The sequence below is a fragment of the Micromonospora sp. NPDC003197 genome, from assembly GCF_053590565.1.
Genome location: NZ_JBSFTE010000001.1, coordinates 147,674 through 160,378 on the forward strand (window position 1 = coordinate 147,674; position 12,705 = coordinate 160,378).

The 12,705-nt window shown below is 67.3% G+C and carries 11 protein-coding genes; 5 read left to right on the top strand and 6 right to left on the bottom strand.

Annotation, left to right across the window (positions count from 1 at the left end):
* Positions 1 to 148 precede the first annotated feature (148 nt).
* From ACWDV4_RS00785 to ACWDV4_RS00805, 5 genes are all read right to left on the bottom strand, one after another.
* A complete protein-coding gene (locus tag ACWDV4_RS00785; RefSeq protein WP_449973734.1) occupies positions 149 to 751 on the bottom strand; it encodes a GTP-binding protein in 603 nt (200 codons plus the stop codon).
* The gene (locus ACWDV4_RS00790; protein ID WP_449973735.1) at positions 732 to 1,130 is read right to left on the bottom strand and encodes a DUF742 domain-containing protein; all 399 of its coding nucleotides are present in this window, start codon (positions 1,128 to 1,130) and stop codon (positions 732 to 734) included. Before ACWDV4_RS00790 ends, ACWDV4_RS00785 begins: the two co-directional genes overlap by 20 nt.
* Positions 1,117 to 1,542, bottom strand: a complete 426-nt coding sequence (locus ACWDV4_RS00795) for a roadblock/LC7 domain-containing protein (RefSeq protein WP_184536181.1) — start codon at positions 1,540 to 1,542, stop codon at positions 1,117 to 1,119. The genes ACWDV4_RS00790 and ACWDV4_RS00795 overlap by 14 nt, the downstream gene beginning before the upstream one ends.
* Positions 1,542 to 4,196 carry a nitrate- and nitrite sensing domain-containing protein gene (locus tag ACWDV4_RS00800; RefSeq protein WP_449973736.1) on the bottom strand — a complete coding sequence of 885 codons (2,655 nt, stop codon included), beginning with the start codon at positions 4,194 to 4,196 and terminating at the stop codon, positions 1,542 to 1,544. The genes ACWDV4_RS00795 and ACWDV4_RS00800 overlap by 1 nt, the downstream gene beginning before the upstream one ends.
* A 279-nt stretch (positions 4,197 to 4,475) precedes the next feature.
* The gene (locus tag ACWDV4_RS00805; protein WP_449973737.1) at positions 4,476 to 5,999 is read right to left on the bottom strand and encodes a catalase; all 1,524 of its coding nucleotides are present in this window, start codon (positions 5,997 to 5,999) and stop codon (positions 4,476 to 4,478) included.
* A 265-nt stretch (positions 6,000 to 6,264) separates the two neighbouring features.
* Between ACWDV4_RS00805 and ACWDV4_RS00810 the strand changes: the two genes are divergently transcribed.
* From ACWDV4_RS00810 to ACWDV4_RS00820, 3 genes are all read left to right on the top strand, one after another.
* Complete coding sequence (locus ACWDV4_RS00810) at positions 6,265 to 6,915, top strand: hypothetical protein (protein WP_449973739.1); 651 nt, start codon at positions 6,265 to 6,267, stop codon at positions 6,913 to 6,915.
* Between the two features lie 10 nt (positions 6,916 to 6,925).
* On the top strand, positions 6,926 to 7,861 hold the full coding sequence (locus ACWDV4_RS00815) for a hypothetical protein (RefSeq protein WP_449973740.1): 936 nt from the start codon (positions 6,926 to 6,928) through the stop codon (positions 7,859 to 7,861).
* Positions 7,862 to 7,941: 80 nt separating this feature from the next.
* Positions 7,942 to 8,304: a hypothetical protein gene (locus tag ACWDV4_RS00820; protein ID WP_449973742.1), complete on the top strand. Its 363-nt coding sequence runs from the start codon at positions 7,942 to 7,944 to the stop codon at positions 8,302 to 8,304.
* Positions 8,305 to 8,376: 72 nt separating this feature from the next.
* On the opposite strand, the gene ACWDV4_RS00825 is transcribed toward ACWDV4_RS00820, so the two are convergent.
* Positions 8,377 to 10,113 (bottom strand): glycoside hydrolase family 6 protein, encoded by a 1,737-nt coding sequence (locus tag ACWDV4_RS00825; protein ID WP_449973743.1) that lies wholly within the window; start codon positions 10,111 to 10,113, stop codon positions 8,377 to 8,379.
* Positions 10,114 to 10,649: 536 nt separating this feature from the next.
* Here ACWDV4_RS00825 and ACWDV4_RS00830 point away from each other — a divergent pair.
* Together ACWDV4_RS00830 and ACWDV4_RS00835 are read left to right on the top strand one after the other, a co-directional pair.
* A complete protein-coding gene (locus ACWDV4_RS00830; protein WP_449973744.1) occupies positions 10,650 to 11,975 on the top strand; it encodes a hypothetical protein in 1,326 nt (441 codons plus the stop codon).
* Positions 11,959 to 12,690 (top strand): class F sortase, encoded by a 732-nt coding sequence (locus ACWDV4_RS00835; RefSeq protein ID WP_449973746.1) that lies wholly within the window; start codon positions 11,959 to 11,961, stop codon positions 12,688 to 12,690. Before ACWDV4_RS00830 ends, ACWDV4_RS00835 begins: the two co-directional genes overlap by 17 nt.
* The last annotated feature ends 15 nt before the right edge of the window (positions 12,691 to 12,705 follow it).

Consider the following 12,705-nt stretch of genomic DNA (forward strand, 5'->3'; position numbering starts at 1 on the left):
TCGACCCGTCGGGTGTGCTCCCGTCCTTGATCCAAGCAGAGGATGCGGGCAGCCGCTCGGCAGCTGAGTTGTTAGGAAGGGCCCCTTCCTAGGCAAAAAGCGATAAGAAGGGGCCCTTCCTAACCTGTTCCTAACCCGGAAAGCGCGATCAGCCGGCCGGAACCGGCTCGCCCCGACGCTGCGCGACGTGCTCGACCAGCGCGATGAGCAGGGCCTTACCCGACTGGCGCTGCCGAACGTCGCAGAGCACCACCGGCACGTCCGGGTCAAGATCGAGGGCGGTACGCACCGCCTCGGTGGTGAACCGTTGCGCCCCCTCGAAGCAGTTGACCCCAACGACGAACGGCGTACCCCGCTGCTCGAAGTAGTCGATCGACGGAAAACAGTCGGCGAGTCGGCGGGTGTCGGCGAGCACCACTGCCCCCAGCGCCCCGAAGGCCAACTCGTCCCAGAGAAACCAGAACCGGTCCTGGCCGGGCGTACCGAACAGGTAGACCTGAAGATCCTCGTTGATCGTGATCCGGCCGAAGTCCATCGCCACCGTGGTGGTGTTCTTCTCCTCAACCCCGGACAGATCGTCGGTGTCGACACTCGCGCTGGTCAGCACCTCTTCGGTCTGCAACGGCCGGATCTCGCTGACCGCGCCGACCAGCGTGGTCTTACCCGCCCCGAAGCCACCGGCGATCAGGATCTTCAGAGCGAGCGGGATCCGCTGACCGGATCCGTTCCGGTCAGAGCGCCCGGAGTCCATTCACCACCGCCTTGAGAATGTTGTCGTCGGGAAACTGTTCCGCCGGAGGCTCGTGCATCTCGATGAGACCGGCGGAGAGCAGGTCGCCGAGGAGCACCCGGATCACACCCAGCGCCAGGTCGAGATGGGCGGAGAGCTCGGCGACGGAGAGCGGTTCCTGGGCCAACTCGATGATCATCCGGTGCTCCGGCTGTAGCTGTCGGTGCGACTGGCCCCCGGCCTCCTTCGCGGCAGCTACCGCCACCACGAACGCCACGAGGTCGAACCCGCCGGTGGCCGGCCGTACCCGCCCCTGAGTCATCGCGTACGGCCGGACCACCGGCCCGGCGTCGTCGTCGAGCCAGTCGTGATGGGGTACGGGCGGCTCAGCCCGCGTCATCGGTACCCTCCGTGGGATTTCGAGTCGGCGCGGACAGGTTCTGCCCGACTCGGGTGACCAACATCGCCATCTCGTAGGCGATCAGCCCGATGTCGGACTCGGCGTCGCTGAGCACGGCCAGGCAGGCGCCCTGACCGGCGGCTGTGACAAACAGGTAGGCCGACTCCATCTCGACGACGGTCTGCCGTACCGGACCCGCCGCGAAGTGTCGGCTCGCGCCCTTCGCCAGGCTCTGGAAGCCGGCAGCCATCGCGGACAGGTGCTCGGCGTCCTCCTGGCTCAGGTCTCGTGACGAGCCCATCAGCAGGCCGTCCGCCGAGAGCACCACGGCCTGCCGCGCGGTCGGTACGCGATCCACGAGATCGTCGAGCAACCAGTCGAGATTCGCGGCCGGCCTCGTCGTGTGTACCACTACGCGTCCCTTCCAGATTCGGTGGATCCCAGGTCGGCGACCGGGGAGTCATCGGGGTCAGCGGGAACGGACTTCGCCGCACTCCGCTGGTCGATCGCTGTCGGCGTAGACGGTTCCGGCCGGACAACAGAAGCCGACGGTTCCGGTGAGGAGGCGGAAGCCGACGGTTCCGGTGAGGAGGCGGAAGCCGACGGCTCCGATGGGGTAACGGAGGCCGACGGTTCCGGTCGGGCTGGAGTCGGGGCGTTGGCTGGCCAGCCGGATTCCTGCCGCCCCCGCGCGGTACCGGCCTGCAACGCCGACATCAACGTCCGGACCTCGGCCGGCGCGCGGGGTGCGGGTTCGTCGGGTCTTGCCCCTGCCGCCGTTCCGGTCGCTGAGGCGGCATCGGTCCGATCCGCCCGCAGCTGCGGCGCGAGACTGCTCTGCCGGACCCGCCGGGGCAGTCCGTCGTCGCCCACCGCGCGCACCGGGCGGGCGGTGGAGCCGGGCAGGTCAGGACCGCCGCTGGCCTGGCCGGCGTCACCGATGCCGGGTTCAGCGGCTGGGGATACCGCCGGATCCGGTTTCGATGCGCCGGCCGGGGCAGCGCTACGCCGGCTGGGCAGTCCGTCCGGGGTCAGCACCGGGGTGGCGGATCGGCTCGGCTGGCGGTCTGGCACCACAGCCAGTCGCGCCTTTCGGGAGTCCTCCGCCCCTGCCCCGTACCGTGGGCCAACCGGCTCGCCTGCGGCGGGCGCGGTGGACCGGGACGGGGGAACCGCAGGTGGCTCGGTGGTCACGAGACCGCCGGGCACCAGGGCCACCGCGGTGATTCCGCCGTACGGCGACGGCCGCAGTCGTACTCGGATGCCGTGCCGGGCCCCGAGCTGTGCCACCACGAACAAGCCGAGCCGGGCGCTGTTGGCGGGGTCGAACTCGGGCGGGTCGGCCAGCCGTCGATTGGCGTCCTCGATGGCCTCGGGGGTCATGCCCAGTCCCCGGTCCTCGACCTCGATCACGTAACCGTTGGCCACCATCTGGCCGGTGACCTGTACCCGGGTCTGCGGTGGGGAGAAGGAGGCGGCGTTCTCGATCAGTTCGGCGAGCACATGGATGACGTCGCCGACTGCCCGGCCGGCGATGGCGGCGGGCGGCACGGTGACGATGTCGACCCGGGCGTAGTCCTCTACCTCGGAGATTGCGCCCCGGATCACGTCGATCATCGGGACCGGGTTGCGCCAGCCCCGCCCGGGGGCCGCTCCGGCAAGAATGACGAGGTCCTCGGCGTGTCGGCGCATCCGGGTGGAGAGGTGGTCGACCCGGAACAGGTCTTCCAGTTCTTCCGGTTCCTCGGTCCGCCGTTCCATCCGGTCCAACAACGCCAACTGCCGATGCAGCAGGGTCTGGCTCCGCCGGGCGATGTTGAGGAAGACCTCGTTCATTCCACGACGCAGGGCGGCCTCGTCGACGGCGGAGCGAATCGCCGTGAGCTGCACGTCACTGAACGCGTGCCCCACCTGGCCGATTTCGTCGGTGCCGAAGTCCATCGGCGGGGCCTCGCGCGTGACCTCGACCTCCTCACCCCGACGTAGCCGGCTGACGATGGCGGGCAGGCGTTCCTCGGCCATGTCCAGGGCCATGGCCCGCAGTGCGGTCAGCCGACGTACCAGTGAGCTACCGATCCGCAGGGCGATGATCACGGAGGCGACGATCGCGACAAGACCAAGGACCCCGGCCAGGCCGAGCTGGGCCAGGATGCGGTTGGCGATGGGTTTGGTGCGCTTGACGAGGGTGTCGGCCGCAGTCAGCTGGAACGTCCGCAGCTGTTCCTGGACCGGGTCGTGGCTGCGCTGCCAGTTGGCGGCGGTGATCGGCGGCGCGGCCGTCGGCCGGCCCCGGCTGACCAGTTGCTCCAGCAGTCCACGCAGCTGGATGAACTCCGCAGCCTCGGTCATCTTCTGATAGGCGACCCGGTCGCTGGGCCGCAGTTCGGCCACGGCCGAGGCGTACAGGATCTGCTGGTTGCCGATGGCCTGGACGATGCCGTTGAACTCGCCGTCGGCGAACTTCCCGGCGGTGAACGCACCGGCCAGCAGGGCGTCGGCCAGACTGAGCTTCTCCCGGGCCTGGATGAGCGCGATCACCGCCCGGGCCTCGCGGTTGAGCCCTTCGTCGGGCAGGGCGGTCATCGCGGTGAACGCGATGAAGATCGAATCAATGGTGGCGCTGTACAGGCCCACGGCACCCGGGCGGTCGAGTTTGCGCTGGTTCACGGAGATGCGACCGGGGGCCAGCGCTTCCAGCGCGGTGAACGACTGCGCGATCCGTTCGTTGAGCAGGTCACCCGCGACGTCACGTACGTCGGCATGAGAGGCCCGCCGCCGGAAGTCGGCGATCGCCTGGTCAGTACGGGACCGCTGCTCGGCCAGGGATGGCAGTTGCCCGGATCCGGCCAAATAGATCGTGGTGAGCCGCCGTTCCCGTTGTAGCTCGACCACCAACGCCTCGCCCGGCTGCCCCACCTCGTTGAGCAGCTGGCGGGTGTTGAGCAGGCTCAGCGCCGGTCCGACGGTGAGTGTGGTCGCGAATATCCACAACGCCAGCAGGGCGGCGATGGGCACGGCGACGAGCGTGATGACCTTCGAGCGGATCGGCCAGTTGCGGGTATTCAATCGGACCTCGCCGGAGGGGTATGGCGGCAGTAACACCGAGCCGGAACGGTCCGCGGGCTCCGACCTGAGTCGGGGTTCACGGGCGTACGCCCTCGGCAGGATACGTAATCGGAAACGTAAGCACTACCAGAGCCCCAAGTTCGATTCCGGGCAGACCGGTCACTGCCTGGACAGGACCACCCGGTCGCACCGTTCGGCGGGCAGATACAACAGGGCGTCCCCCATACGGTGACCGCACGGGGGACGCCCTGATCGACGCAAGTGGTAAGCCGGTGACCGTCAGGCCGAGGTCGTCGGCAACCCGCCGGTCACCGTCAGACCGAGGCCGTCGGCAACCCGCCGACCGTACGTCTCGTCGCACTGGCTGAAGTGCCAGACCATCTTCTCCTGGATGTGCTTGTCACACTGACCCAGCAGGTTGATCATGTTCTTGACGAGGTCGTCCCGCTCCCACTCGGGCATGGTGCGGAACCGCTCGCCCGCCTGGGCGTAGTTGTTCTCCCGCTCGATCGGGGCCCGCATGATCTGCCCCGAGACGTGCGGCCGGTACTCCCGGTAGGACTCGTCAGCCTCCCGCAGGCCCGCCACCGAGGAGGGCTCGAAGTTGATGTGCGGGTTGGCTCCCCGGTTGTCCACCCCGTACGACATCTGGCCGCCGTCCTGGTTGGTGTTGACCTGGACGTCCGGCTGGGGCGCGTTGATCGGGAGCTGGAGGTAGTTCGGGCCGACCCGGTAACGCTGGGTGTCCGAGTAGGAGAAGGTCCGCCCGACCAGCATCTTGTCGTCGCTGAAGTCCAACCCGTCGACGAGTACGCCGGTACCGAAGGCGATCTGCTCGTTCTCGTTGTGGAAGTTGGTGACGTTGCGATTCAAGGTCATCACCCCGACCGGGCACAGCGGGAAGACGTCCTCCGGCCAGGTCTTGGTGTCGTCCAGCGGGTCGAAGTCCAGTTCGGGGTGCTCGTCGTCGCTCATGATCTGGACGTTGAGTTCCCACTGGGGGTACTCGCCGCGCTCGATCGCCTCGTAGAGGTCCTTCGAGGCGTGGCCCAGTTCGGTGGCCTGAATGGCCGCCGCCTGCTCCTCGGTCAGCGACTCGATCCCCTGCCGCGACTTCCAGTGGTACTTGACCAGCACACCCTCGCCGGCGGCGTTGACCATCCGGTAGGTGTTCACGCCGAAGCCGTCCTGGGTCCGGTAGTTGGCCGGGATGCCGCGCGGGCTGAACAACCAGGTCAGCATGTGCATCGACTCGGGCGTGTTCGACATGAAGTCGAAGATCCGGTTGGGTTCCTGACGGAAGGTCACCGGGTCCGGCTTCAGCGAGTGGATGACGTCCGGGAACTTGATCGCGTCCCGGATGAAGAAGACCGGCAGGTTGTTGCCGACCAGGTCCCAGTTGCCGTCCTCGGTACGGAACTTGACCGCGAAGCCCCGGGGGTCGCGGGCCGCCTCGGAGGAGTCCCGGCCACCGATGACGGTGGAGAAGCGGACCGTGACCGGGGTCTTCTTGCCCTTGGTCTGGAACAGCTTGGCCCTGGTGTAAGTCGACGCCGGCACCGCATCGGTGCCGGTTCCGATCGTCCCGTACGCCTCGAACTCACCGTGCGCGACGAACCCGCGGGCATGCACCACGCGCTCGGGGATTCGTTCCCGGTCGAAGTGGCTGATCTTCTCCAGGAAGTGGTAGTTCTCCAGCGTCGCCGGTCCGCGCGAGCCGACGGTGCGCTGCTGCTGGTTGTTGTGTACGGGGTGACCCTGGCGGGTGGTAAGCGTCGGCTTGTTGGCTTGTGGCTCGCTCATGCGCTTCCTCCTGATAGCTGGTCTTCCTGACAACCGCATCGCCCCAGCCAAGCTCGTTTTCTGGAATGAGTCAAATTTTACCTTCTGGAATGAGTCAAATTCTGCCGAGATCCACCTGGCAACCTAGCTGGCTACATCGGGGTACATCGGGCTACATCGCCCCAGATCAGGCGAGACATGGACGAATGACCGAAGTCGGAAAGTGTCCCGGATCGGGATTGGTGATCAGGGCTCAGCGGGAATACCAGGTAGCGAAGGAGGAGACATGTCGCCTACCGGGATTGCCATCACCATTCTCGCCATCATCATCGTCGTGGTCATCGCGATCGTCGTCTGGTCGTCGGCGCGTCGCCGCGCCCTGCGCTCCCGGTTTGGCCCGGAATACGACCGGGTCGTCGCCGAGCAGAGCAGCCGCTCCGCCGCCGAACAGGAACTGCGCGACCGTGAGCGCCGGCACGCCGAACTCACCATCACCCCCCTGTCCGAGGAATCTCGCCAGCACTACACCGCCGCCTGGGAAGAGATCCAGGCCCGCTTCATCGACGCGCCGACCGAGGCGGTGGGTGCCGCCGATGAGCTGGTCACCCGGCTGATCGCCGAACGCGGCTACCCCACCGGTGACTACTCGGACCAACTCGCCCATCTCTCCGTCGAGCACGCCCGCACGCTGACCAGCTATCGCGAGGCGCACGACATCCATCTACGCAACCAGCGCGGCGAGGCAAGCACCGAGGAACTACGCCAGGCCGTCGTGCACTACCGGGAACTCTTCGCCGACCTGCTCGGCACGGACCCGGTACGGCACCCCCACCAGCAGGAACCGGAGCCGGCCGGACCGACAGCCCCGGCCCGGCCCCACCAGAGCCACCCGGACGAGCACCGTCCGGACACCCCCCAGGACGTCCCGACCCGGTGAGGAGATTCCCATGCGAGACCAGGACCAGCTGAACCGCCGTACCGACGCCGTCGAAACGGATCTGGCCCAGGACTCGGAGCAGGCCAACACGGCTCAGGACCGAGACCAGATCGACGCCGACCAGACCGACCGGCCCTACCCGGACGCGTCGGCCAATTCGCCCGATCCGGACGGACCGCAGCCGGGCCGTCCGGCTGGACGATCAGCGTGGGCCACCACCCCGACGCAGGCGGAGACCACGGCCTGGGTGGAGTCGACCGACCCCGACCGCACCACTCCAGGCGGCCGCGACCAGAACGAACAGGTGGAGCGCGACGTACGACCCGACCGGCTCGACGAGCTGGCCGATGACCCGGATCGGGGCCGGTTCCACGAGCCCGCCCCGCAGCCGAGCGCTCTCGGGGCCACCACCGTCGGCGGGGCGGTGGCCGCCTCCGCCATGGCTGGCGGCACCGGCGCAGTGCAGCGCGACGACCAGGACAAGGACATGGTCGCCAAGGGTGACGGTCTCACCGCCGGCACCGTCAGCGGCGACCACGACGAGGTGGACCGGCTCCAACAGCAGACCCGCTACCAGCCGCCGGCCGAGGCGGTGTCAGTGCGGTCCGACGAGTCGGCCCATACCGGCGAATCCGCGCGGCAGCCCGAGTCGGGTGGGCCGGGGCAGCCGGACGGACACATCGCCCCCACCCTCTTCCCCGAGGCGGACGGGCAGGACTTTCACGACCGGTGGCGCGAGATCCAACTACGCTTCGTCGACGACCCGCAGGGCAGCGTGGACGAGTCCCGTCAGCTCATCGAAGAAGTGATCGACTCGCTGACCGCAGCCCTGACCGCGCGCAAGGACGAGATCGGTCGGGGGCCGGATGGTGACTTGGACACCGAAGAGTTGCGGATGGCGATCCGGCGACACCGAGACCTACTGGATCAACTGCTGAGCCGGTGATTGCTGCGGCATGGACCGGGCGATCCCGGGTAGCCCACCGGGAAGGAGCAACGCCGTTTCCGGACAGGAGGGCAGCAGGCATGACCCAGCATGATCCGGACCTGGATCGACCGTTGGAGGAGACTCCGGAGGTGGCGGCGGCGATCGACGACGAAACCACTGTCCCCCAGTTCGTCACTGGTGGCGGCCGTCGGCCCGAGAATCCCGATTTCGGGCAACCCGGGGAGGTACCTGGGGACTTTCCGAAGACCGATGAGTGGCTCGGCGATCCGACCGGGCGGGGACGAGAAGGTCCGGTCGCCCGTACCGGGGCGGAGCAGCCCTGGGAGCCGGAGGACCTGGCACGGGCCCAGGGTGCGGATCCGGATCCGCGCAGTGTCGAGCGGGCCAGGCGCGAACTGGAGCAGGATGGACCCGCGGCGATCGAGAAGACCGTTCCATAATTCAGAAGCCCTGGTACGACCGACGTCGTACCAGGGCTTCTGCTATTCACCTAATGCTGGTGGTCCTCCCGCTCACAACGGCGGGTACGCGTTGCGCATCAACTCCTGGAACTGGGCCGAGAACCAGTGCCCGGAGAGCGGGGCATCGCCCAACGCCCCGCTCATGTTGTTGTTGTTACGCGGATTGCCGGTGTAGGTCGGGTCACACATCCGGTCGAAGCCCTTACCCTCGTCGTTCGGGATCTCCCGGCTGGCACCGTCCGACTCGCCCGGGGGCTTGATCCAGACGTAGGCGTCGATACCGGGAGCCGGTGCTGCCGTGGGCCGCTCGCCGATGCCGGCACCGGACTGGTTGCACCAGTTGCCGAGGTGGATTCGCCGGTCAAGGCGGCCACCGTCGACATAGGTGTCCACGTTGGTCTGCGGACCGGGGCCGGTGGGCCGGGCGGCACCGCCCCAGCCGTTACGGCCGGTGTCGATCAGCATGCCGACGTTGGAGTTGAAGCCGGCCGTAACCAGCCGCTCGCGGAACGCCTGCGCAAAGGAGAGTTCGTCGACGTACCGGTTCCAGTCGACCCACTTGGACTGGCGTACGGAGGTGCCGTTCACCGTACTGTCGATGGTGTAGTACGACTCCTTCAGGATGCCGTAGTTGGCCGTGTTGGCGATGAAGCCGTGCACGTTGTTGACGGTGCTTCCGGATGCCCGGGCGGCCTCGGCGAAGAGGGTTGCGGAGGCCCCGAAGTTGTCGTCCCAGCCGATCCAGCCGTGGTGCCCGGCATCGATGTAGTTGTAGGTGTTGGGCAACGCGCCCAGCTTCGCCAGTGCGTACCCCACACCGTTGACGTAGTTACCGTTCGCCTTCATGGTGTCGCACATCGCGGTGGCCGTTGGGCGAGGCGTCACATTGGTGACCAGGTTGGGCAGCGAGTCGATCTCGATGATGTTGATGATCCGGAGATTGCGGTACTTCGGATCCGCCATGATCGCCGCGATCGGGTCGATGTACTCGGTCTTGTACCGGGGCAGCTCCGTCGGCCCCAGTTCACCGTTGGACGCCAACGCGGCACAGTCCCGCCCCGGCAGGTTGTAGATCACGAACTGGATGTAGCCAGCCCCCTGGGCCAGTGCCGTGTCCAGATGTCCCCGCAGACCCAGGCCCCCGTTCACGCCATTGATCGCCGCGATCCGGTCCAGCCAGACGCCGGTCGGATTGTTGGAGATTCGGCTACCGCCCGGCTCTGCGTCCGCCTTGGCCTTCCACTCTGGATTGACGTAGCCACGCGCTCCGGCGTACGGATTGTCGACCCGGTCACCGGTTCCCGGTGGCGGGGTGGTGGGGGGCGGCGTGGTCGTGGGCGGTGGCGTGGTGGGATTCGTACCGCCGTTGCAGGTGACCCCATTGAGGGTGAACGCGGTCGGCGCCGGGTTGCTCCCACTCCACGCGCCGTTGAATCCGATGTTGGTGGAAGCACCAGTGGCCAGCGATCCGTTGTACGACAGGTTCTGCGCGGTCACCTGGTTGCCAGTCTGGGTCCAGGTGGCCGACCAACCCTGCTGCACCTGCTGGCTGCTGTTGGCGAAGGTGAAACCAAGCGTCCACCCGTTGATCGGGTCGCCCAGGTTCTTGATGGTGATGTTGGCGGTGAACCCACCCGGCCATTGGTTGGTCGTGTAGGCGACATCGCACTGCGTCGCCGCGTGGGCCATGCCGGCCGGGAGGCCGATGAGACCGGCTGCCACCAGCCCACTGGCCCCAGCCAAGGCGGCTGCCTTGTACCGTCCAGACGATCTACTCCATAGCTTCATGCCACTGATCTCCTTGGGCCAAGCCGGGTCCGCTGCGGCAGAGCCCGGCGCGGCAGCCTCGCCGACGGCGCTGATCGGTCGGTAAGGCTGCAATTCGGGTGACGGTGCTGCCCGGCCCGGACAGGCGAAGGTAGTGGTCGGCCATAGCAGGTGGCCGGTTGTCGGATGCCGTCCGGGGATCCGGATGCCCTCGGCGCCGACTGCGTGGGGTGGCCTCGCCAATACTGCACGAATTCTTGCATGGGAGCGCTTCCAAGGCAACACCCCGCAGGAAGACCCCGATCCGGTGAAGAAGGACTGGTTCGCCACAAAAAAGGCTCGCGCAGGGGCGAGTCTGCACATCCTGCCCAAGCACGCATCACCGGAACGATCAGCCACTGAGCCGACAGCAAGGGCTTTACCTCGATAACACACTAAAGCCGGTAGGTGGAGCTATTTCATCTAATTAGTCTATTAATCCGATCAAAGCTCGCGAAAGCGCTACCGTCAGTCATGGCTCGGCCGCAGTCCGCGGCAACGAAAAACAGGGGAAGGAAGTGACGGAAGTCATGTCTAAGAAGTTCCTCGGCAAGGTAGTCGCTGGCGCGGCGCTTGGCGGCGCCTCCCTACTCGTCTGCGCGCCTGGCATCGCGCTGGCGGACAGCGGCTCCCACAGCGCGAACGGAAGCGACAAGGGTGGCCATGTCTACACCAAGCCGCACTGGGCGAAGCCTGGGCATGAGCTGACCCTCATCGAGGTCTGCGACACGCCCCAGGAACACGCCTGGGTGTGGTCGGAGGTCACCGGCAAGGTGCAGCTCAAGCCCAAGAGCGACGACTGGCAGGGCTCCCGCGAGCACGACGACTACCGGTCGGAGGCCAGCGAAGAGGGCGATGAGCGTCGCAAGCACGAAGACTCGCGTCACGAGAACAGAGAGTACGAAGAGTACAAGAAGTACAAGGAAAAGAAGGCTCACGAAAACGGCAACTCCGCCGAGGAGAGCACCGAAGCCGAGCGCAACGGTGAGCACGCCGGCTCGACGGACGAGCGCAAGAAGGACGAGCACGGCCAGAAGGACGAGCACGGCCAGAAGGACGAGCACGGCCAGAAGGACGAGCACGGCCAGAAGGACGAGCACGGCAAGGATGGCCGCAAGCAGGCCGAAGAGGGCAACAAGGACGACAAGAAGGTCGACGAGAACGGCCGTTCGGGCGACCAGACGGGCGAGCACGCCGGCGACGAGAAGAAGGACAAGAAGGACTGGAGCCGCGAGGAAGCCGAGAACGGCAACGGCGAATCCGGTGGCAACGCCGGCGGAAGCGCCAAGCCGGAGGAGGGCGACCCCTCGGCCGAGGACGCCAAGCGCGAGCACGGCGAGAAGCGCGAGCACGGCGAGAAGCGCGAGCACGGCGAGAACGGCGAGCACAGCAAGAAGTGGGAAAACGGCGAGGAAGCCGCCCAGGAGGAGCGCAGCTGGGACGGCAAGAAGGACGAGCACGGTAAGAAGGATGAGCACGGCAAGAAGGACGAGCACGGCAAGAAGGACGAGCACGGCAAGAAGGACGAGCACGGCAAGAAGGACGAGCACGGCAAGAAGGACGAGCACCGCAGCGGTGACCAGGGCCACGAGGAGGACGGCTGGAAGTACTGGGCCACCGTCGAGGTCTCGGAGGACGCTGAGCCGGGCACGTACGAGCTGAAGGGCTCGTGCGGCGAGGGCGAGCTGGTCGTCGCACCACGCGGCTGGGTCGACGGTGGTGACGGTGGCGCCAGCGGCACCGACACCGGGATGGCTGCGAGCGGTGTCGGCATGCTGGGGGCGGCCGCTCTCGGCGGCATCGTTCTGATGCGGCGGCGGCGGGCCGATGGCTCGCTGGCCTGAGCCGGCGACGAGTGGAGCCGACGGCCGTCACGGATTACCGTGGCGCGCCGTCGGCGCCGCCGTCGTCGCCCTGCTGGCCCTGCTCGGTGCTGGCTTCATCGGTGCCGCGCTGAAGACCTCACCGCCGGTACGACCGCCGCAGCCACGCGCCGAGGCGGGGCCGACCAACCTCAACCCAATCACCGACGACGGGGCGCTGGACGGCGACGAGTTCGACGATGGGTCGGATGATCTTCTGTCCGACGACTCGACCGCCTTCGCCCGATCCGAGCCGACCGACATCACGATCCCGAGGATCGGGGTCGCCGCGAAGATCATGTCGCTGGGGGTGAACCCGGATGGCACGATCCAGGTCCCACCGCTCGATCAGGCGCAACTGGCCGGCTGGTATCAACCGGGGCCGAGCCCCGGGGAGATCGGCAACTCCGTCATCGTCGGGCACGTCGACTCTGCCGTGATCGGCCCTGCGGTCTTCTTCCGCCTCGGGGCGTTGCAGCCCGGAGACAAAATCCAGGTGACCCGCAAGGACCGCACGATCGCCAAGTTCAAAGTCGACCGGGTCGAGTCGTACCCGAAGACCGGTTTCCCCACCGAACTCGTCTACGGTCCGACGGACAAAGCCGCCCTGCGGGTGGTGACCTGCGGTGGACAGTTCGACGAGCGGACCCGCAGCTACGTCAACAACGTGATCGCATTCGCCACGCTCGTACCCTGACGGGAACGGAACGAG

Excerpts from the sequence above, each read along its gene's own strand:
- ACWDV4_RS00785 (WP_449973734.1), bottom strand. The coding sequence starts at position 751 with ATGGACTCCGGGCGCTCTGACCGGAACGGATCCGGTCAGCGGATCCCG.
- ACWDV4_RS00790 (WP_449973735.1), bottom strand. The coding sequence starts at position 1,130 with ATGACGCGGGCTGAGCCGCCCGTACCCCATCACGACTGGCTCGACGAC.
- ACWDV4_RS00805 (WP_449973737.1), bottom strand. The coding sequence starts at position 5,999 with ATGAGCGAGCCACAAGCCAACAAGCCGACGCTTACCACCCGCCAGGGT.
- ACWDV4_RS00810 (WP_449973739.1), top strand. The coding sequence starts at position 6,265 with ATGTCGCCTACCGGGATTGCCATCACCATTCTCGCCATCATCATCGTC.
- ACWDV4_RS00815 (WP_449973740.1), top strand. The coding sequence starts at position 6,926 with ATGCGAGACCAGGACCAGCTGAACCGCCGTACCGACGCCGTCGAAACG.
- ACWDV4_RS00820 (WP_449973742.1), top strand. The coding sequence starts at position 7,942 with ATGACCCAGCATGATCCGGACCTGGATCGACCGTTGGAGGAGACTCCG.
- ACWDV4_RS00825 (WP_449973743.1), bottom strand. The coding sequence starts at position 10,113 with ATGAAGCTATGGAGTAGATCGTCTGGACGGTACAAGGCAGCCGCCTTG.
- ACWDV4_RS00835 (WP_449973746.1), top strand. The coding sequence starts at position 11,959 with ATGGCTCGCTGGCCTGAGCCGGCGACGAGTGGAGCCGACGGCCGTCAC.